The sequence below is a fragment of the Falsihalocynthiibacter sp. CO-5D18 genome (assembly GCF_041205445.1).
GTDB lineage: Bacteria > Pseudomonadota > Alphaproteobacteria > Rhodobacterales > Rhodobacteraceae > Falsihalocynthiibacter > Falsihalocynthiibacter arcticus.
The window spans coordinates 216131-236413 of record NZ_JBGFCF010000004.1; the positions used below are offsets into that span (position 1 = coordinate 216131).

The window sequence follows — 20283 nt, forward strand, 5'->3', positions numbered from 1 at the left end:
AATTGCCACGTCGCAACACTCTATACGCGTTTGCTCTATATCAATTGGCCCGTGAAACAGGGCTGTGCGCTGACAGCGACAGAAATCTTCGCTTTTTTTCTAACATTGGGACTGTGATTTGTCAGTTTTCCAAGCCCTTTATCTGATTCCATGAATCGGCGCGCTTGACGGTGGCTGCGTCATTTGGCCCCGTACATTCCGAAAAATAGGGGAGAGTCCCGAAAATCCCTTAAATTCCCTCGCCAACAGGTCGCCCTGCGGGCTTTCTGATACCTTCAAAAACCCCCAACGGCCTCTTAAATGCGACAGGCAGGCCGGGACGCGTTGGTGCTTGGATTTGCTTTGTTGCTTCGACGATTAAGACCCCTCCAGCTAAATAGGATGAAATTTTTCGGCCCGTCTTTTCCCAGACAGGCGCGGTTCTGAGCCAAAAACGTTTGCTTGAGGGAGGGGCAAAGAGGGCCGCCCTGTGTCGCTCAGGTAGAAAGTGATGCATTTTGAGTTGTGATTCGAGCTGCATCAACGAATAGGGACGCCCAAACCCAAAAGGCGTGCGATCACTACGAGACCAAAGCCCCGCGCGATTGGGCACGATAAAGAGCGCCTTGCCCCCCGGCCCTAAAACGCGAAAGCACTCCTCAAGCAATGCGGTCGGATGCTCGCTGGTTTCAAGCCCGTGAAGGAGGACGAGCTTGTCGACCGATCCTGTATCCAGTGGCCAGTTCACTTCTTCGCTCAGAACCGAGACGTTTTTTTGCCCTGCAGGCCACGGCATCACGCCCTGTGGCCCCGGCATCAAACCGACAATGCGCCGAGCATCGCCCAAGTAAGGCCGCAAAAGAGGCACCGCAAAACCATAACCCACCACAGTTTGCCCTTTGGCTTCGGGCCAATACTCTACCACCTGATCGCGGATCGCCTTTTGCGCCGCCCGCCCCAGAGCGCTTCGGTAGTAGAACGTTTTCAGGTCGCGCACATCAAGGTGCATATCTTTTCCCCTAGGAACGGCGGCCAAAATCGGCAAAGCTGACGTGAACCATATCAAAGCGAGCACAAAACGCCATGCCCCTCGAGATTGTCACGATCCCTTGCTTGAAAGATAACTACGCTTATTTAATTCACAATAGCGAAACTGGCGAGACCGCTTTAGTGGACATTCCGGAGGCTGCGCCCATTGAGGCTGTGCTCGCGCAAAAGGGATGGACGCTGACGGATGTTCTGATCACGCATCATCATTGGGACCATATTGACGGGCTTGAGGCGCTTTCTGTCGGGAAGGCGCGCATTATCGGCGCCAAAGCCGACGCTCACCGCCTCCCCCCACTCACCTTGGCGGTCGAGGACAGCAGTGTCTTAACGATATGCGGCGAAAGCGTTCAAATTCTCGACGTGTCCGGGCACACAATCGGACATATCGCATTTTATTTTCGCAAGACCGGCGCGATATTTACCGCCGACAGCCTGATGGTGATGGGATGTGGGCGTTTGTTTGAAGGGTCGCCGGAAATGATGCTCGGCTCCATGGAAAAGTTTGCCAAAATGCCAGATACGACTCTTCTTTATTCGGGACACGAATATACCGCCCACAATGCAAATTTCGCACTAACGGTTGATCCCGAAAACACCGCCCTGATCACCCGTATCACCGAGATTTCAGCGGCGCGGGACGCGGGATTGCCCACGATTCCCTCAACTTTGGGTCAAGAACGTGCGACCAATCCATTTTTACGATATGAAGACGCCCACATTCGCGCTACGCTCAACTTACAGGAGGCCTCGAACGTCGAGGTTTTCGCCGAACTCCGTACGCGGAGAAACGGTTTCTAGGTCCCAACTCAGTGCTTACTACCCCTGCGGTGACCTCAACTTACGACTCGCGCTTGTGCGAGGCCAAACTTGTTGTCCCCGTGGAAATCGAAAAAAGGTGATGTGATATCAAAAATCACGCTTTTTCTTAGCTGAAAGGTAACAACTCGGTGTGAAACTGAGAAATATTCGGGAAGTTTGGTGTTTGCTCTTGAAGACTGCGTCAGAAAACCGAAATCTATAAGAACAGGACACCGATACTGGTGTTTGCAATCTCAAAGAAAGGAAAGTGGAATGCCCTCATTTTCCAATACGCTCGAAGCCGCGATCCACAGCGCTCTTGGTTTAGCAAACGAACGTAAGCACGAATTAGCGACATTGGAGCATTTGCTCCTTGCGCTTCTTGATGAGCCTGACGCCATTCAGGTGATGCGCGCCTGTAATGTTGATCTCGATATACTGCGCGCCACATTGCTTGAATTCATCGAAGACGACCTTTCTTCGTTAGAAACAAGCGTCGAAGGCTCCGAAGCCGTCCCAACGGCGGCCTTCCAACGCGTCATTCAGCGCGCGGCCATCCATGTTCAATCTTCGGGTCGCACCGAAGTGACAGGGGCCAATGTCCTTGTTGCGATTTTCGCCGAGCGCGAATCTAATGCGGCCTACTTCCTTCAAGAACAAGACATGACTCGCTATGACGCCGTAAATTACATCGCGCATGGTGTAGCTAAAAACCCCGCCTACGGCGAAGCACGGCCCGTTACTGGCTCCCCTGAGACCGATGAGGACATCCCGCTCGCGGAGGAAGGCGATTCCAAAGACAGCGCACTTGCCAAATATTGTGTCGACTTGAATGCGAAAGCAGCCAAGGGCGAAGTCGACCCTCTGATCGGTCGTGCTCATGAAGTCGAACGTTGCATCCAAGTGTTGTGCCGCCGTCGCAAGAACAACCCGCTTTTGGTTGGCGATCCTGGCGTGGGTAAAACAGCGATTGCCGAAGGTTTGGCCCGCAAGATTGTCAAAGGTGAAACGCCCGCAGTTTTGGCGAACGCTACTATTTATTCGCTCGACATGGGCGCGCTCTTGGCCGGCACTCGCTACCGCGGCGACTTTGAAGAGCGCCTCAAAGCCGTCATGACCGAAATGGAAAACCATCCAGACGCAATTCTATTCATCGATGAAATCCACACAATCATCGGGGCTGGAGCGACGTCTGGCGGCGCTATGGACGCGAGCAATTTGCTTAAACCTGCGTTGCAGGGCGGAAAATTGCGCTGCATGGGGTCGACCACCTTCAAAGAGTTCCGTCAACACTTTGATAAGGACCGCGCGCTTTCACGTCGGTTCCAAAAGATCGACGTAAACGAGCCAACAGTTCCAGATGCGATCAAAATCTTGCAAGGGTTGAAGCCCTATTTTGAAGAACATCACGATGTGCGCTTCACCTCGGACGCGATCAAAACTGCAGTCGAACTTTCGTCGCGCTATATGGCCGATCGCAAGCTTCCGGACAAAGCAATCGACGTGATCGATGAAGCGGGTGCCGCACAGCATCTGATTCCAGAAAGTCGTCGTCGCAAAACAATTGGCGTCAAGGAAATCGAAGCGGTTGTGGCAAAAATCGCCCGCATTCCCGCCAAAAATGTGTCCAAAGATGACGCCGAAATTCTGCGCGATCTTGAAAAGGGACTAAAACGGGTTGTCTTTGGCCAAGATCCAGCCATTGAAACGCTCGCGTCCGCGATTAAATTGTCTCGGGCGGGACTGCGCGAACCAGACAAGCCCATCGGGAACTACCTGTTTTCAGGTCCAACGGGTGTGGGTAAAACCGAAGTTGCCAACCAACTTGCGGATATCCTTGGTGTTGAACTCCTTCGGTTCGACATGTCCGAATATATGGAGAAACACGCGGTTTCCCGTCTAATCGGCGCCCCTCCCGGATATGTCGGCTTCGATCAAGGCGGCATGCTCACGGATGGTGTGGACCAACACCCGCATTGTGTCTTGCTTCTTGATGAGATCGAAAAGGCGCATCCGGATGTCTTCAACATCCTGCTTCAAGTGATGGACCACGGCAAACTGACTGACCACAACGGTCGCGCGGTGGATTTCCGCAACGTGATCCTAATTATGACCTCAAATGCTGGGGCCGCTGATCAAGCCAAAGCTGCCATTGGATTTGGCCGTGACCGACGAGAAGGCGAGGATACCGCTGCGATTGAACGCATGTTCACTCCAGAATTCCGCAACCGTCTTGATGCCATTGTCAGCTTTGCGCCGTTGGGCAAAGAGATCATCCTGCAAGTGGTCGAAAAATTCGTTCTACAACTTGAGGCCCAACTCTTGGATCGAAACGTTGCAATCGAACTCACGCGCCCTGCTGCAGAATGGCTCGCCGAAGCTGGCTATGACGACAAAATGGGAGCACGGCCACTAGGTCGCGTGATTCAAGAGCACATCAAGAAACCATTGGCCGAGGAATTGCTCTTTGGAAAGCTGGTCAAAGGCGGTTTGGTGAAAGTCGGAATTAAAAATGGAAAAATTGATCTTCAGGTTTTCAAGCCCGAAGCCCCTAAACTTTCCTCTAAAAAGCCGCCGCTTCTTACAGCAGAATAATGCAGTCCTTTAAAGGTTAATTCTCTAATCCTCAGCCATCCCCGTGATGGTTGAGGAGCAGTCTAGATAATTTTTGCGTAGCTTGGACCGGTCGCGTTTACATTCCAGACTCCCAACGCCTTATGCGGCCTTTCCTTCGAAAGCCAATGCGCTTTCCCCCCCCCAGTGCAGCGTACTGTCTTGTTGGGGTTTAAAAAACTATTGGTGCGTAGAAAGATTGCGCCTTCGGCTTGGCGTCTGGTTTCCCAGCGTTTGAACCAAATCATTCTGGCTTGAGCTATTTGAAGAACGTCTCAACCATGGATTTCCCATTACAATTGCCTTTGCCACTCATCAACTCCCCTTTCTCGCATGCTTACCTGCACGGGAGGGGAGACTTCGAAGCCATGCATTTTGGCAGCCATATCTGATAATCTGGTGTGGATGCCTCGTTTGATGCAAGAGATATTCCGACGGTTTGAACATGTTATCGGGTACGGTAATGTGTCAGACCTCAGTTTGCGGCGTTTCGCATGCCGCGGGCCAGTATGGTGATGCGGAGATTAGGTGCGAATCAATACTGCGAATTAGATACTCTTAGCTCCACACTGGTTTTCCATGCTTTGATCTAGTCGATCATTTGTTCTTACGGTCTCGGTGTCTTTCTCACATCTGCTCAAGTCATGTGTCCTTTAGCTGCTTGTTTCTTTTACCGCCCATCGGATCTTGGCCATTGCACTGAAAGGGCCAAGGCCCGTTGCCGTTTGCAGCCATATCGTTTTTGGATCAGATTGAAGTTGTCCGGCAAATTCGGACAGTGTGCTAAGGTGTATCCAACAACGCCGATAGGATACAAAAATGACGAAAAGACGCAGTTTTTCGGACAAGTTCAAAGCTACGGTGGCGCTTGAGGCGCTGCATGGAGACAGGACGGCGCAATAGATGGCCTGACTAGGGGCGTTCTCGGACAAGATCAAGAAAGCGGAAGAAAATGAGGCCGAGGTCAAAGAACTTCATGCGAAGATCGGGAAGCTGGCGGTCGAAAATGATTTTTTTTCACAAGGACTGAAGCGATGAGCCCGAGTGAACGCTGAGAAATGATCAACAGAGACCGCACAGATTTGAGCCTGACAAAGCAGCGCAAGCTGCTAAAAGTCAGCCGGTCATCCCTGTATTATGCCCCAGTCGGGGTGAATGCAGCGACATTGGAGCTGAAGAATGAAATCGACCGCGTGTTCACGAAATATCCGTTCTTCGGCAACCGGCAGATCGCGGCCTACTTGCCGAGAAATGGGTTCCATTCGGGTCGCCATCGCGTGCGGCGGCTGATGGGTTTGATGGGGCTGCAAGCGATCGATAAAGGGCCAATTACCAGCAAAAAGCACCCTCAACACCGGATTTATCCCTTTCTGCTACGGAAGCTAGAAATCACGCGGCCGAACCACGTTCTCCTCTCGGGCATGTAAACATGCTGCCGGGCGACGGGTGCAGCTACATCACTTACATTCCAGTGCGGCGTGGGTTCTTGTATCTGGTGGCGATTATGGATTGGGCGACACGCAAGGTGCTGGCTTGGGGGGTGTCGAACACGTTGGATGCCCGCTTTTGTGTTGACGCTTTGAACGAGGCCATCGCAAAATACGGCAAGCCCGAGATCATGAATACCGACCAAGGATCGCAGTTCACGGGGTCCGTCTGGGTCACAACCTTGACCGATGCTGACGTCAAAATCTCGATGGACGTACGGGGATGTTATCTCGACAATATCTTCATCGAACGGCTGTGGCGGTCGCTCAAACAGGAGGCCATATATCAGCACGAATTGCAGGACGGTTTCCAAGCCAAACGCGTGATCAAAGATTGGATTGGTTTCTACAACTCCGAGCGGCCTCATACGGTCCTCGACAAACGATCACCAAACGACACATTCTTCGACACAGAACGAACCCAAAAGGCCCCATGAGACCGACCAGATTAAATCTTAGCTGAGCCGCAAACCTGTCCTAAAAATCAGGACCACTTCAGATTTTCGACTCATCCTTCAGGCGTCGCTTGATAACGATAATTCTATCGATGCTGGTACTGAGTTGATTCAGATGTACAGGCAATCCCCCCCAAATAGTAGTGTTCAAAAGTAGAATTTTCTCGGCAAGATATCTAAGGAGATTTTTGATGAAGACAGCTCTAATTAGCAACCTACAGATCGTGGCCATGATAAAATAGAACCGGCCACTCTAGAAGATATATGCCGAGATGAGCATGCAGAACGACTTGCTGAGTGGATGAAAGCATGAATGCCATGCGCTCGAGTGGGTGTCGAACTTGGGAAAAAAGGTGCTGAAGTCATCTCGAAGACGGGAGATGGCGATGAATGGGATCAGTTTTGCGCTGGCCTGCCGAGCATTCCAGATAAGCGAAACCTGTTAGCGGTACTGCACGGGTCTGGTCTTATCACGTTAACGTTCGGGTCATTCAGTTTATTTAGACAGCTTTTCGTTCGAAGGCCAAGGGGATTTTGCCACCTAACGACGAATGTCGTCGCCGTGGATTGTAGAACCCATTGTTATACTGGAATATATCCCCTTGGCCTATGGTCTGCTTTCCCAACAGTTTCGGCAGATCAGCTCTGCCTTGAGTGATTTGAAGAACGTTTCAACCAAGGAATGGTCCATTGCCCGGCAGGATTGTGCGCAGCATGGTCCCCAGATCATATCCTAAACGCCTCGACCTGAACACTTCCCTCTCCTCGCTCAACAAGTGGACTTCCTAACGAAGGCGTTCGGTCTTTTTCTCGACGCCTTCCTGTGGTCCGGGCATTTGAACATCGTCCTAGTACTTTTGAGCCACTTGTTCAGGGTCGAAAGACTTACGCCCAAATCAGATAAAACTTGAGGCCGCGTTAGGCCGCTGGTCGTTGCGATACACACAGCATCACGGCGAAACTCGTCTGTGTCTCGTCGCTAGTCGCAGGCAAACCCAGTACGAACGGGACCGTAATTAGACCGTGACAAGACCAAATCTGCAATGAAAGGAATACGACAATTGGCTTCACACTTTAGTATCTCTAGATTTCGAGAGCTCAGTTTTCTGGGCATGTGCCTCACTGTAAAATAACGGAAGAAAATGTCGTGGTACATGTCGTCGGCCCTGTGAAACAAGTTGCCCTGATTGTTTTTGTCACCTTTCTAGCAGTGTCGCGCTTCCACATCTGCACTTTGACTACACCAAAACGGCAACGCTAAAGGAAACATGCGGGGTGGCGCCTCAAATTGGAAAACGACACCGTCAGAACTTGCGGTGTCAGGCAGGGCAGAAATGCAGGAGGCGTTGATTTTGCCTGACAGGTTCATAAAAAAAGGAGGACAGATAGTCTCTACAAATACTACACATGACCAGCGTGCAGTTGAGTCGCCAGAAATCGTATAAAGCCCCAAGAAAAGTGCAGTACCCGCGCAATCTAGCGGGATCAAACTCAGCAGTCATTATTCCAAGCGGTGAAACAAACTCGGTCCTTAAATATTCGCAAGTACATGCGGGCTTTTCGATGGCTCCCAAAACACCCCAAAACACCCCAAGGCGGCCAGTCTTTTAGGTAGTTTTTTCTCCGAAACCCGCGAGAAAGGGATGCATCTTTATTTGATATCATGTTTTGCGGCCAAGCCAATTTGCGGAAGATCCTAGCCCGTGCCTGCAGCGTCGGAAAGTTGACAGAGGCCAACGCCGAAAAATGGCATACAGGAAAACACCCAAACCGCGATACTGTTCAGTGGGGTAACAAAAATCTAGATCGAGGGAAGCTCGTTTTAAACCTCACCTATTTCTCAGTAAATTTGAGTTCAATTCGCCGATTTTGTGCACGGGCTTCAGGCGTGTCGTCAGTGTTGACAGGTTGGTATTCCCCGAACCCATTTGCCGCGAGTCGGCTGGGCGGAATGTCCAATGCGTCGACCAAGTAACGCACCACAGATAAGGCGCGTCCTTGTGACAACTCCCAATTATCGCTGTATTTCCCGTTGCTCAAAAGGGGTGTGTCATCCGTGTGGCCATCCACGCGTATAACCCAATCGATTTCCGGGGGAATCTGATCGACGACGGACCTCAAGATCGCCGCGACTTTCGCAACCTCGCCCTTGCCTTCTTCAGAAAGTTCGACTGCGCCAGTTTCAAACAAAACCTCGGAAGAGAATACAAACCGGTCGCCGTCGATACGCATTCCTTCCTGCGTACCCAAAAGATCGCGCAGTCGACCAAAAAACTCCGAACGGTATCGTGCCAAATTTTTTGTTTCGGCCTTGAGAATTTCCGCTTCGGCCTCGAGTCGCTTGCGCTCCGCCTCTTCAAGAGCGCGGCGTTTTTTCTCTTCGCTCGCCACACGGGCAAGGGCTTGATTGAGTTGTGAGCCTAAGGCCTGAAGCTGTATTTTGGACTCGCCATCAATTGCCGCGGAAGCATCCAACACGCTTTGCAACGAACCTAATTGAGCGCGCAACTGCGTAACCTGCTCATTCAAAACAGCCATTTTTCTCTGACTTTCGGCGGATTCAGCTTCCTTCGCCGAAAGCCGATCATTCGCAACTTTGAGCAATGCGCTGCGCTGTTCGGCTTCTGTCATGATTGTGTTGAGGTTTGCATCAACTTCGCTTTTTGCGGCTAATACCGCCAAAAGGCGTTTTTGCATATCGTCTTCATCCGCGCCCGATTGAGCCAACTTCTCCTGCAGGAGCGCTAAAGAAGCCTCTGCATTGGCCAGTTTTGCTTTGGTATTCTCTAGGGTGTCATCAGAGTTTTGGCCCGCCAACAAAGCCGCAGCCAATTGAGTTTCCAACGTTTGCGCTGCCGCCCCCTGCGCGCTCAAGCCTTTATCGGCGAGAATTTTTGCAGCCAGCGCTGCCGCTAAACGTTCGTCCAAATCGCCACGCGCATCATTTGCGGCGGCAAGCAATGTGAGCGTATCCTCGGCCTCTTGCCGCTTTGCCTCAAGAGCCAAACTCATCGCGGTTATCTCATCGTCGGCATTCGCCAATCGATCCCGCAACGCTTGGGCCGCGGCCGCTTCCGCCAAACGCGCGGCTTCTTCCTCGGACAGTGCTGTCGCTGCAGTATCGAGACGGAGTCGCAAAGCCTCGGCCGCGGCTAATTCCGCAAGTCGTGCAACTTCCACTGCGTCCAGCTTGGATTGGGCATCCAAAAGCCCATCCGACAACCCTGCATTCAAGGTTTCTTGCTCCGTAAGCCGTGCCAAAGTTTGTGCCAAACTCGTTTTCTCACGCGCGCTTTCAACTTGTAGATCCGCGATAAGCGCCTCTAGAGCCTCGCGTTTTGCGGCGGCTAGCCTGGCGGCCTCGGCCCCTTGGTCGACTTCTTCACGAACACTCGCGAGTGCCAATTGCAACGCTTCCTGTTCGGAAATCAGCCGTGCTTTCTCTTGCTCGGCTTCACTCAATGTTGTTGCCAACGCCGTGCCATCCGCCAGAGCCTTGTTCCGTTGCGCCAACAACGTCGCAACTTGCGCCTCAAAGCTGGCAATTGCTGCCTTGCGCGCAGAAATTTCCACCGATTGCGCATCATTTTTCACTGTCAAAGACGCGATCATACTCGCTTGAATATCTGCCGAATCGCGGGCATCGAGCAGGTTTGAAGAAAGTCGAACGACTTCACTTTGCAATTGTTGGTTGGTTGTTTGCTCAAGACCCAAGGCTTCCGCAAGACTTAGAACCTGCGACGTGAGTTCATCAAGTTCTGTCTCCTGTCCAGAAATTGTCTCGCGCAGGACCGATTGGACCACCATGAAAATGGTGAGGACAAACATTAACACAAGCAAGAGGGCCGTCATCGCATCCACGAATCCGGGCCAGATCGACCCTTGAAAACGTTGCCCTGTGCGCCGACTTAAGGCCACGACCTACCCCTCTTGTGACGGCGCCGTCGCCGCCCGAATGACATTGGTCAAACCCGCAATATCCGTGCGTAAATCCGAAATCGACTCCTGACGACCAGCGCTTATTTCCTCAAGGATACGCAGCAATTGAACGTCGATCGAGCGCAAACGCATCCGGCTTTCCGCATCGGAATTCCCTCCACCAGACCCCACCTCGTCCTCATTAGATTGAAGGGTTTCGATCAACCGCTCTTGCCCCTCCAGCATACGCTCAATTGCCGAATTTTCTGGGCCGCGCTCTATGTTCCTCGCAAGACTTTCAACTGCCGTGGTTAGGGTGCTAATCCGCTCATCTATGAGGGTGCGGTTTGCCTCCGATTGTGTGAACATTGCGCGCATCGCTTCCATATGGTCAGCCATATGTTCAAACACAACCGCGGTATGGCCTGCATCGCCGCCGCTCTCGCTTTCTCCCGAAGAAAAACCAAGTCGAGTAATCGTTGAAAGCCATTCTTCCAACTCGCGATAAAAGCGATTTTGACCGTGGCCCGCAAAAAGCTCCAAAAGCCCAACAACAAGAGAGCCCGCGAGCCCCAAAAGCGAACTCGAGAACGCCGTCCCCATACCGCCAAGCTGGGCCTCAAGCCCCTTCATAAGTTTTTCAAAAACCTTAACGCCCGTATCGCCTTCTTGTGGTGCGAGGGATCGGATAGTGTCGACCACGGCAGGAACTGTGGTCGCCAAACCGTAAAACGTTCCTAAAAGTCCCAGAAAAATCAAAAGGTTAACGATATAACGCGTTATATCCCGTGCCTCATCAATGCGGGTTGCAACGGAGTCCAGAATGGAACTGCTGGATGTCGAGCTAATCTGCATCCGCGCGCCGCGTGATCGTAAAAGTGCCGCAAGGGGCGCGAGCAAACGCGGCGGCGTCACGATCTCGTGCCCTGCGCGGTTGACCACGAAACCTTCGATCCAATTCACAGAGCTATAAAGTTGAATGACTTGCCAAAAGCACGCCAAGACCCCGATGAAGAACACAAAGCAAATAAACCCGTTTAGCCACAAATTCGCGAGGAAAAGCGGCAATATGCGTGGTAACGCAAACCATGCCCCAACCATCATGATGGCCAGAACCACACTCATAAGAGTAATTTGGCGGGTAGGCAGGGTAAATTCCGGCTCGGCCTCGCGATCTATAAAGTCCATTTGGACATCCTGACGCTGTTTTTGTTGTGTTTAGAGTAAGGGCAAGCTGCCGGATTTACTAGAAATTTATCAATAATCACTCGATTCGCCGTCCCCTTTGTCAACCTGTGCTACCAACCATTCCATATCCGCGTCAACGATCCCTAATTCACGCAAATGCTCGGCGGTATTTTTCAGGTATTCCACGTTGGGGCCCATGACCCCGTGCGAACGCGCGATCACTTGCGCTTGTTTTTGCAAATCAATCCCACCACAATACTGGCTGTTCTCGCGGTTGATAACGTAGGTCACGGCGGTTACGCGCCGCCCATCGTCAAGGTCCATCGGTAATTCGACTTCAAGATAGGCCGAAGAAATCAACTCCCGTTCCCGCAGGTATTCAAGGGCATCGGCCGCGTCTTGTGCGGCAACCTCAAACCCTAACCCAAGGCAACTGGAAGCCTCGTCCCGATCCAAAGCCAGCACAAGTCCAGGGCTCTCAACAGTTCCTCGATAGTGAATGGACCACATGCAAAAACTGCGCTGGTACCCCGAGAGTCGGGCGACTTGGCGGTTTTTGTACTTAAAACCAGGCCTCCACATCAGAGAGCCATAGCCAAAAACCCAAAGGGGCGTGTCAGTCATTGCACTGGTCCTTTCTCGCTCCCCCTTATAAACAACAGACAGTATATGTTTGAAAGGGCAGATATGCGGTTTTTTGTTGGGCTTTTGGCTATCATGTCGATTCTCTGGGGCGGCTATTGGTTTGTCGGCGCGAATGCGGTGGAAAAAGCGGCAGTTTCAGCCATTGAAGACGCCACAAAGGCGGGGAATTCAATCTCGTATTCCAACTTGAATACGGCGGGTTTCCCAAACCGATTTGACACGACAATCAAGGATATCGATGTTTTCACGCTTTCGGGGCTTCGATGGAAAGCTGCTTTTTTCCAAATCTTTGCCTTGAGTTATAAGCCCTATCACATCATCGCCGTCTGGCCACATGAACAACTGATTGAATATCAGGGTATCTCGGCACAGATTTCAACGTCGGACCTTCGGGCAAGCCTCGTTGTAAAACCCAACTCCACTCTGGCGCTCAACCGATTTCAATTGACCGGCGAGGACCTTAAAGTTGTCTTGAACGCGGGCACGACCTATCGATCGCGCGCGATTTCGGCGGCTTCTCGTCGAGGTATTCTGCCCTTTTCTCATGATTTTTCAGGGAAGATGTCTGATGTCTCTCTGCCATCGATAATGGATCCGACAGGTACCGTTTCGATTGAAACCGTGGTGCTTGACACCAATCTGGAATTTGACGCTGCCCTTGGTCGAGGCGAAGTGCCCGCGAAACTCACAGCACTCACCCTCAACCAGTTTGCGCTCTCACAAGGGCAAGTGAATATCACTCTTTCTGGTGCGCTCACCTTTGATTCTGAAGGTTTCGCAACGGGTTCGCTCACGTTTTCGACGCCTAACTGGGAAGATGGGTTTGCGATGCTGGACGGGCTTGGTGCAATCCCCGATGAACAATCGCATATGGTTAAAACGGTGTTAAAGGGACTCGCAACCACAAGTGGTTCCGCAACCGATATTCATGCGCCCATCACGGTAAATCGTGGAAATATCTTTTTGGGCTTCGTACCCCTTGGCTTTATCCCGCCGTTCTAACGGCTATTTGCAATACGATCCGCTGCGATATTTGGCGGTATCAAAATGGAAATGGTCACGATGAAAGCTATTGGCGGAAGGGCCAAGCACTGTCCCGAAGGGGCCGCAAGCGGATTTATGCATGGCGCGTAAAAGCTTGCCTTGGGCCTTGCTGTTCCACCCTTTTAGGACCGAAATTGAGACGCCATTTGCAAGAGTGATACCGGAAATATCGACGGCTTTACCTTTGCCGTGCTCTGAAATTCTTTTGCCTTTTTGGTTATTGCGCGTGCGACAGCTATACCCCGAAATAACGTCAATGCGTGCGACCCCGCCGCCAAGGCGTCCGACGGCGGGTTTTACGCCTTTTTCCACCCAATTGTGCAATGTTATGGCTGTATTGCAATCCATTGTGGCGGCTCTCGAAAGGGGAATGCCCGCGACGGAAGTTACGGATACAGGATTTTTAACACCGCAGCCTTTGATTTTCCCCGGAATGGCACTCATGGTTTGGCCGCGAATTCTACTGCTTCCACAAATTGATCCCTTATTGCTGGTCGGGACGGATTGTGGCGCTTTCACTGCTGCGAGCGTCACAACTTCTTGCTGTGTCGTTGCGCGTGATTTCGTAACGATATGCCCCTCAGGCCGTGACAAGGGCCGCAACGAATGTTCGACGGCAGAATTTGAGGCGACCATTGTGACAGTGGTCTTTGTGACAACTTTGGTCATAGGAATTGATTTTTTCAAGGGGGCGGTTCCCCCAAGCGCAACGGGCCGCGGAACGGGGCGTACGGAGGCACTATAATAGACGGGAACCAGCATCAACCGCGGTTCCGACGACACGGGCGACGTCTTAGAAACTACCCCTTCGGTCGGACGAGAAAGGGGACGAAGCGACTGTGTTGGAGCATTGGCAATACTGACCACGGGTGCACTGGCCAACAATGCGACAAGTACTCCTGCTCCAAGTAACTTCATTTTACGTCCTTTTTACCGCGCCCAAAATCTGGGGCGTCCGTATCCTGCCCTGCTTCGATAATACCACGTCGAATGGCGCGTGTATGCGTAAAATAATCGAACAAATGGTCGCCATCTCCGGTTCGAATTGCGCGTTGGAGTGCAAAGAGTTCCTCGGTGAAGCGCCCAAGAATTTCAAGCGTGGCTTCCTTGTTGTTGAGGAACACATCGCGCCACATGGTCGGATCACTTGCGGCGATGCGGGTAAAATCGCGAAAACCTGCCGCCGAGTATTTAATCACTTCGCTGTCGGTAACACGTCGCAGATCGTCGGCAACCCCCACCATTGTATAAGCAATGAGGTGGGGCGCGTGGCTGGTTACGGCGAGGACAAGATCGTGGTGCTCCGCGTCCATTTCCTCAACATTTGAACCCACACCTTCCCACAACGCGCGCAATTGCGCGATGGCGGCAGCATCGGAGTTTTCGACGGGAACAAGCAAACACCAGCGATTATCAAAGAGTTCGGCAAAGCCCGAACGCGGGCCGGAGTGCTCTGTCCCTGCAAGAGGATGGCCCGGAATAAAATGCACTCCCTCTGGAATATGGGGACCAACGGAGTCGATAACCGCACGTTTCACAGAGCCAACATCCGTAACGGTTGCGCCTTTTTTCAAATAGGGAGCAATCTCCTGTGCGACGGATTCCATTGCGCCGATCGGCACACAAAGGACGATAAGGTCTGCCCCTTCACAAGCTTCGGCAGCGCTGTCACAAACTTCGTCGCACAATCCGATTTCACGCGCAGTATCGCGTGTTTCTTGGCTACGCGCATATCCCGTCACGGTGCCTGCCAGATTTGCGCGTTTCATTGCCCAAAAAAGCGACGAGGCAATCAAGCCCAATCCAATGAGGGCGACCTTGCCGTAAACCGGTGCGCGCTGTGGTGCCGATCCGCTCATTGCGGGCCTTCAATCGCCGGTTCGGAAAGGACTGCGTTGAAAAAGTTGGAAATTGTGTGCGCGACACGACGACAAGACGCCTCATCCCCTACCGTGATCCGCAGGCAATTTGGCAATCCATAGGCCGCCACCTGACGCACAATCAGCCCCTCATTTGCAAGGGCCTGATTACAAGCTTCTGCCTGCACTTCATCGGCAAAACGTGCCAAGATGAAATTGGCAAAAGACGTGTCGCAATCAATCCCAAGCTCCAACAAAGCCAAAGTGAGCCATTTGCGCATCCGCGCGTTTTCTTTACGGCATTTGTCGACAAAACCGACATCACGTACTGCGGCCTCGGCCGAAGCAAGCCCCGCCGACGAAAGGTTAAAGGGGCCGCGAATACGGTTAAGAACGTCGATCACGTGGCGTGGACCATAGCCCCAGCCAACCCGCAATCCACCAAGCCCGTAGATCTTGGAAAACGTCCGTGTCATCACGACATTGTCGAGTTTATCAACCAACGCTGTGCCGCCGTCGTAGCCCTCAACATATTCAGCATAGGCGCCGTCAATCACAAGAAGGGCTTGCTCAGGAATACCTGCCGCCAACCGTGCCATGTCACGACCACTGATCATCGTTCCCGTTGGGTTGTTCGGGTTCGCGATAAAAACTAGTCTGGTCTTGGGCGTACAAGCGGCAAGGATCGCATCCACATCCGCAACACGCTCTTTTTCGGCAACTTTCACGGGCGTTGCGCCCACAGCAAGAGTCGAAATCGGATACATCAAAAAGCCATGTTCCGTGTAAACCACTTCGTCGCCTGGCCCGGCGTAGGCTTGGCACAAAAAGGTAATGACCTCATCCGAACCCGCGCCGCAAATGATGCGATCCGCGTCCAAATCATGAATGTGTGCAATGGCGGTGCGCAGCTCGATGTGATCGGAAGAGGGGTAGCGATTGAGGCTGTGCATTTCGCGCGCGTAGGCCACTTTTGCTGCATCCGACGCACCCAAAGGGTTTTCATTGGAGGACAGTTTAACCACATGCTCCATGCCCTCTACTGCGGATTTCCCCGATTTGTAGAGTTCAATTTGCAAAATACCTGGCTGTGGCTGGATAGTGGCACTCATAATAGGCTCCCCTTATGGGCTGGTTCTAGCGAGCCAGCCCAAGCTTTTCCATACGCAAATTGCGGCTAGAGCAAAGGTAAGTGGAAAACTTGACGATTGTGGGAAGGCGTGGCCGCGGGGCCACTATTCTAGCTTGCGCGCTTTACGCCTGCCACAAAGCGCGCGGTCGCTGCGTCAGCTTGGTAATATGCCATGTATTCTTGTGCATTCTCCGCCAGTTCGATCACGCTGTGAATGACTTTATGTACAGTTTCATCCGCCATCAAATAGCTGAAATTCAGACGCACCCAGCCCGGTTTACTCAGTTCTTTCCCTCCCCGAATAGCTGCAAACAAAGCCTCAGACTCCGGACGCTCAATCCCCAATAATCGATGCGCATACGGGCCAGCACAGGCACATCCGCCACGCGCCTGAACGCCATAGACGTCGGACAACATCCGCGTGAACAATTGCTGGTGGATCGGCGCACCCTTTGAATCCGTGATACACAGACTGAAAATTGGCAGCCGCTTTGCGGTCATATTCCCCAAAACTTCAATTTGTGGATGCGCCAAAAATGCGGCCATCGCTGCGGAACAAAATTTCGTTTCACGCTCTGAAATCAGAGCATGGCCTACGCGCTCCTTGACCAAAAAAGCGAGGGCTGCGCGGATATCACCGAGGACATTCGGCGTTCCAGCCTCTTCGCGCGCCTCGACCTTCTGAGAATATGCGTGCGCCCAAGGCGACACAAAATCAACCGTCCCACCTCCGGGACGGCTTGGCTTATCCCGCACAACACTGGCGCGACGGAGCACCAAAATACCCGACGACCCCGGACCTCCCGCAAATTTATGCGGTGATATTACCACGGCATCCTTGGCCAAATCCCCCTGCCCCATATCGATCGAAACATAGGGGCCAGCGCCTGCATAATCCCAAACAGCCAAGGCTCCGTGCGATTTAAGCAGCCTTGTCGTTTGTTCGTCGTCCGTTAAGATTCCGGTTACGTTCGACGCCTTTGAGAACGCCCCAATTTTGAGGTCGAAATCGGCATAGGTTTCGAGAGCCGTTTCCAAATACGTAAGGTTGGGACCACCAGTGCTTGCCTCGGGAATCTCTACGACCGTTGCCGCAGATTCACGCCATGGGAGGATGTTCGAGTGATGCTCATAAGGACCAACAAATACGACGGCTTTCTTGACTTCATTCACGCCAAGCAGGGACACAAGCTGGTTGATCCCCGCAGTCGCCCCCGATCCGGAAAACACCACAGCACAGTCGGGACCTGCCCCCGTCAATCGAGCGATCTCCGCCCGTGCTGCCGCGCGCAATTTTGTCATATACGCCCCGCAATAGGACGCCTCTGTATGCGAATTTGCGTAATATGGCAGGACTTCCTCAAGCATAAAACTTTCGACTTGTTGCAAGGCACGTCCCGATGCCACGTAGTCAGCATAGACCAGCGGCACGTCGCCATTGAGGCCCGGAATCATGATGCCCTCCCCGATCAAACCATTTCGGAAAGCGGCAATCGGGTCTGAAAAATCTATGGCATGCTTAAATGAGGTGAGTGGCATTATACTTCCTTACTACTTAGCCAACAAATACCCCATGATTGCGGCACATTTTACCCAAAATTCATTGCGTTTTCATAGTTTTTTGTGTCAAATGACACATGATTACAAAAAAATTAGATCAAATAGACCGCCACATCCTTGCAGAATTGCAACGCGATTCGACGCTTTCCCAGCGCGCGATTGCCGAAAAAGTAGGCCTATCGCAAAATGCGTGCTGGCGGCGCATTCAGGCCATGACGCAGGACGGTGTCTTGCAAGGCGCGACCGCGCGGATTGACCGGCGCAAACTCGGCCTCACGCTCGTGGTTTTCGTTATGCTGCGCACGCGTCATCACTCAGCGGAGTGGTTGCGAGACTTCAGACGCCATGTGCTGACCATTCCAGAGGTTGTGGATTTTCACAGAATTGGCGGCGATTATGACTATCAACTCAAGGTCGTGACCGAGAGTATGGATACCTATGATAAGGTTTATCAACGCTTGATCGAGGGGGTCGAACTGGATGGCGTCACCAGTTATTTCGCGATGGAAAGCATCGCCGAAGGGCGCGCCCTTCCCCTGTAGAAAGCAAAAAGGGCCACCCGAAGGCAGCCCATTTCGTATACTCTGGTGTGGCGAAGATTAGTTCTTCGCGTAGAATTCCACAACAAGGTTTGGTTCCATAACAACTGGGTAAGGAACATCGCCAAGAGTTGGCGTGCGAACGAATGTCGCTGTCATTTTGTTGTGATCTACGTCCATGTAGTCAGGCACATCGCGCTCAGACAATTGTGTGGCTTCGATGACAACTGCGATTTGACGCGAACGATCACGTACGGCAATCACGTCGCCTTCTTTAACGCGGTAGGACGGGATGTTAACCTTGTTGCCATTCACTGTGACGTGGCCGTGGTTCACGAATTGACGCGCAGCAAAAACTGTTGCAACGAATTTCGCACGGTAAACAACGGCGTCGAGGCGGCGTTCGAGAAGACCGATCAAGTTTTCACCTGTATCGCCTTTTACACGCTCAGCTTCGCCATAGATGCGGCGGAATTGCTTTTCGGTCAGGTCGCCATAGTAGCCTTTAAGCTTCTGCTTGGCGCGCAACTGTGTACCGAAGTCGGAAATTTTACCTTTACGGCGTTGACCGTGTTGGCCGGGGCCGTATTCGCGACGATTTACTGGGGATTTAGGACGGCCCCAGATGTTTTCGCCCATGCGACGGTCGATTTTATGTTTGGCAGACGTACGTTTAGTCACGACTGGATCCTTTCAAGTGCGCTCGAAACCGAGCTTGTGAAAGGTGCTTTCCTTTCCGATGAACCCCGAAAGGCCCCTCGGCGACAGAACATCCCTTGCGGGAGTCTCAAACACCAAAGAAATATCTCGACTACGAGAGCCGGGAACTTGGGGCTTATATAAGCTGGGAAAGTGGAGTCAATGGGCTAGACGCGGGAATTTCCCACTATCGTGCTGCAAAATTGCGGCTTCAGATGCGGATAGATTGCGCCGCGCATATTCACCATACCCGTGCGTATCATAAGCGAGGTTTGGAAATGCCTCCAAAAGCGCCGCACGTTGGCTATCTTCGATCACCCCTAGCGCCATATTTGCAGGATGGAAACTCTCGCTTTGAACCCCATTTGCCCAGACAATCTGATGGCTTTCGAGCATGAGGTGCACATAGGTCACCTCGCGCACCTTGTGGTCAATGGTGATCGACAGGTCGTTGATCAAGTCCTTCGCGGCGACCAAAACTTCTGATGTATTAAACAAGAGTTGCGCCGCGGGACCACTCACAAGCATCCGGTGATTTGGTGACACTAAAAGATCACTCTCGGGTTCATCATCATTCAACGCGCCGGCACGAATACGCACGGGGCGAAATTCCGGCATCGCGTAAAGGCGCGCGCCCGTCATGCGCCGTGCCCCAATCCACTGGATTTGCTGACACCCGTTGTCCTTTGTTTGGATGCTATCCCCCACGGACAAGCTTTCAACCAGTCGGGGGCCGTCCTCTGTGCGGATCAAGGTACCCGCAGCAAAACAAATCATACCGCTCGTAGGGGTATTGGACATTTGTTGGTGTCGCGCATCGCGCAACACACGGTGCACAATCCATAAATCGGTATCCGCTGGGGGTACTTCGTCGAGGAACATCAAAAGCGGTTGAGGAGATGCAGTAATTTCGATCATCGTCACAGTGTACGTCCGACGGCCATCGGTCACGGTAAACCCGTTATCCAAAGAGGAGCCTTGGCCCTCAATATCATCAATATTCTGATTTCTTGTCGCATCGACCGCATCGCCCATAAGGCGCTGTACCATGCGTGCTGCACGTTTTCTGAGGTCTGCCGATCCCTTGGCTTCGTGAAGGCGCAATACCCCCTGAGGGCCATCGACCCGCACAGAAGTTCCGCTCCAACGCCAGTTGGCGCCTACCGTTAACGCATCCACATCTGCAGCGTTTTCGCCGTCTATTGCGGTTTGCGTCCAAGTGATGACAAACGTGCCTTTAAAGCCCGTTTTCATATGCCTGTATGCCTGCTCTTTTTTTTTATTCGTTAATTGCTAACACACAGTGATTCTTTTTGG

Annotated in this window: 14 protein-coding genes and 2 pseudogenes; 5 read left to right on the forward strand and 11 right to left on the reverse strand. The window is 52.3% G+C overall.

Going from position 1 to position 20283, the window contains the following annotated elements:
- Positions 1-229: 229 nt before the first annotated feature.
- Positions 230-988 (reverse strand): methyltransferase domain-containing protein, encoded by a 759-nt coding sequence (locus tag AB9F27_RS07565; protein WP_335586077.1) that lies wholly within the window; start codon positions 986-988, stop codon positions 230-232.
- Positions 989-1062: 74 nt separating this feature from the next.
- Here AB9F27_RS07565 and gloB point away from each other — a divergent pair, with 74 nt between their 5' ends.
- The 3 genes and pseudogenes from gloB to AB9F27_RS07580 all read left to right on the forward strand — a co-directional run bounded on the left by gloB (position 1063) and on the right by AB9F27_RS07580 (position 6364).
- The gene (gloB, locus tag AB9F27_RS07570) at positions 1063-1827 is read left to right on the forward strand and encodes a hydroxyacylglutathione hydrolase (RefSeq protein WP_335586076.1); all 765 of its coding nucleotides are present in this window, start codon (positions 1063-1065) and stop codon (positions 1825-1827) included.
- A 273-nt stretch (positions 1828-2100) separates the two neighbouring features.
- Positions 2101-4422 carry an ATP-dependent Clp protease ATP-binding subunit ClpA gene (gene clpA / locus AB9F27_RS07575; protein ID WP_039004406.1) on the forward strand — a complete coding sequence of 774 codons (2322 nt, stop codon included), beginning with the start codon at positions 2101-2103 and terminating at the stop codon, positions 4420-4422.
- Between the two features lie 837 nt (positions 4423-5259).
- Positions 5260-6364, forward strand: a pseudogene (locus AB9F27_RS07580) (IS3 family transposase).
- Positions 6365-6882: 518 nt separating this feature from the next.
- On the opposite strand, the pseudogene AB9F27_RS07585 reads toward AB9F27_RS07580, so the two are convergent.
- The 4 genes and pseudogenes from AB9F27_RS07585 to AB9F27_RS07600 form a co-directional block, all read right to left on the reverse strand.
- Positions 6883-7070: pseudogene (locus AB9F27_RS07585) on the reverse strand (IS3 family transposase); the annotation flags it as partial.
- Between the two features lie 1145 nt (positions 7071-8215).
- On the reverse strand, positions 8216-10300 hold the full coding sequence (locus AB9F27_RS07590) for a peptidoglycan -binding protein (protein ID WP_335585593.1): 2085 nt from the start codon (positions 10298-10300) through the stop codon (positions 8216-8218).
- A 3-nt stretch (positions 10301-10303) separates the two neighbouring features.
- The gene (locus tag AB9F27_RS07595; RefSeq protein ID WP_335585594.1) at positions 10304-11488 is read right to left on the reverse strand and encodes a biopolymer transporter ExbB; all 1185 of its coding nucleotides are present in this window, start codon (positions 11486-11488) and stop codon (positions 10304-10306) included.
- Positions 11489-11557: 69 nt separating this feature from the next.
- Positions 11558-12112, reverse strand: a complete 555-nt coding sequence (locus AB9F27_RS07600) for a gamma-glutamylcyclotransferase (protein ID WP_335585595.1) — start codon at positions 12110-12112, stop codon at positions 11558-11560.
- Positions 12113-12175: 63 nt separating this feature from the next.
- On the opposite strand from AB9F27_RS07600, the gene AB9F27_RS07605 reads away from it, so the two are divergent.
- The gene (locus AB9F27_RS07605) at positions 12176-13135 is read left to right on the forward strand and encodes a DUF2125 domain-containing protein (RefSeq protein ID WP_335585596.1); all 960 of its coding nucleotides are present in this window, start codon (positions 12176-12178) and stop codon (positions 13133-13135) included.
- A 3-nt stretch (positions 13136-13138) separates the two neighbouring features.
- Here the strand turns inward: AB9F27_RS07605 and AB9F27_RS07610 are convergent, their stop codons facing one another.
- The 4 genes from AB9F27_RS07610 to AB9F27_RS07625 all read right to left on the reverse strand — a co-directional run bounded on the left by AB9F27_RS07610 (position 13139) and on the right by AB9F27_RS07625 (position 17707).
- On the reverse strand, positions 13139-14095 hold the full coding sequence (locus AB9F27_RS07610; protein WP_335585597.1) for an extensin family protein: 957 nt from the start codon (positions 14093-14095) through the stop codon (positions 13139-13141).
- Positions 14092-15036 (reverse strand): prephenate/arogenate dehydrogenase family protein, encoded by a 945-nt coding sequence (locus tag AB9F27_RS07615; protein ID WP_335585598.1) that lies wholly within the window; start codon positions 15034-15036, stop codon positions 14092-14094. Before AB9F27_RS07615 ends, AB9F27_RS07610 begins: the two co-directional genes overlap by 4 nt.
- Positions 15033-16148, reverse strand: coding sequence for a histidinol-phosphate transaminase (gene hisC / locus AB9F27_RS07620; protein ID WP_335585599.1), 1116 nt, complete (start codon positions 16146-16148; stop codon positions 15033-15035). The genes AB9F27_RS07615 and hisC overlap by 4 nt, the downstream gene beginning before the upstream one ends.
- Positions 16149-16276: 128 nt before the next feature.
- Positions 16277-17707, reverse strand: a complete 1431-nt coding sequence (locus AB9F27_RS07625; RefSeq protein ID WP_335585600.1) for an aminotransferase class V-fold PLP-dependent enzyme — start codon at positions 17705-17707, stop codon at positions 16277-16279.
- Positions 17708-17808: 101 nt separating this feature from the next.
- Here AB9F27_RS07625 and AB9F27_RS07630 point away from each other — a divergent pair, with 101 nt between their 5' ends.
- Complete coding sequence (locus tag AB9F27_RS07630; protein ID WP_335585664.1) at positions 17809-18270, forward strand: Lrp/AsnC family transcriptional regulator; 462 nt, start codon at positions 17809-17811, stop codon at positions 18268-18270.
- Positions 18271-18327: 57 nt separating this feature from the next.
- Here the strand turns inward: AB9F27_RS07630 and rpsD are convergent, their stop codons facing one another.
- Both rpsD and AB9F27_RS07640 read right to left on the reverse strand, forming a co-directional pair.
- Positions 18328-18948: a 30S ribosomal protein S4 gene (gene rpsD / locus AB9F27_RS07635; protein ID WP_039004416.1), complete on the reverse strand. Its 621-nt coding sequence runs from the start codon at positions 18946-18948 to the stop codon at positions 18328-18330.
- Between the two features lie 177 nt (positions 18949-19125).
- Positions 19126-20220 (reverse strand): Hint domain-containing protein, encoded by a 1095-nt coding sequence (locus tag AB9F27_RS07640; protein WP_369757634.1) that lies wholly within the window; start codon positions 20218-20220, stop codon positions 19126-19128.
- Positions 20221-20283: the final 63 nt, after the last annotated feature.

Coding starts and splice junctions, on each gene's coding strand:
- AB9F27_RS07615 (WP_335585598.1), bottom strand. CDS start 15,036: ATGAGCGGATCGGCACCACAGCGCGCACCGGTTTACGGCAAGGTCGCC.
- clpA (WP_039004406.1), top strand. CDS start 2,101: ATGCCCTCATTTTCCAATACGCTCGAAGCCGCGATCCACAGCGCTCTT.
- AB9F27_RS07605 (WP_335585596.1), top strand. CDS start 12,176: ATGCGGTTTTTTGTTGGGCTTTTGGCTATCATGTCGATTCTCTGGGGC.
- AB9F27_RS07610 (WP_335585597.1), bottom strand. CDS start 14,095: ATGAAGTTACTTGGAGCAGGAGTACTTGTCGCATTGTTGGCCAGTGCA.
- hisC (WP_335585599.1), bottom strand. CDS start 16,148: ATGAGTGCCACTATCCAGCCACAGCCAGGTATTTTGCAAATTGAACTC.
- AB9F27_RS07600 (WP_335585595.1), bottom strand. CDS start 12,112: ATGACTGACACGCCCCTTTGGGTTTTTGGCTATGGCTCTCTGATGTGG.
- AB9F27_RS07640 (WP_369757634.1), bottom strand. CDS start 20,220: ATGAAAACGGGCTTTAAAGGCACGTTTGTCATCACTTGGACGCAAACC.
- gloB (WP_335586076.1), top strand. CDS start 1,063: ATGCCCCTCGAGATTGTCACGATCCCTTGCTTGAAAGATAACTACGCT.
- AB9F27_RS07565 (WP_335586077.1), bottom strand. CDS start 988: ATGCACCTTGATGTGCGCGACCTGAAAACGTTCTACTACCGAAGCGCT.
- AB9F27_RS07625 (WP_335585600.1), bottom strand. CDS start 17,707: ATGCCACTCACCTCATTTAAGCATGCCATAGATTTTTCAGACCCGATT.
- AB9F27_RS07595 (WP_335585594.1), bottom strand. CDS start 11,488: ATGGACTTTATAGATCGCGAGGCCGAGCCGGAATTTACCCTGCCTACC.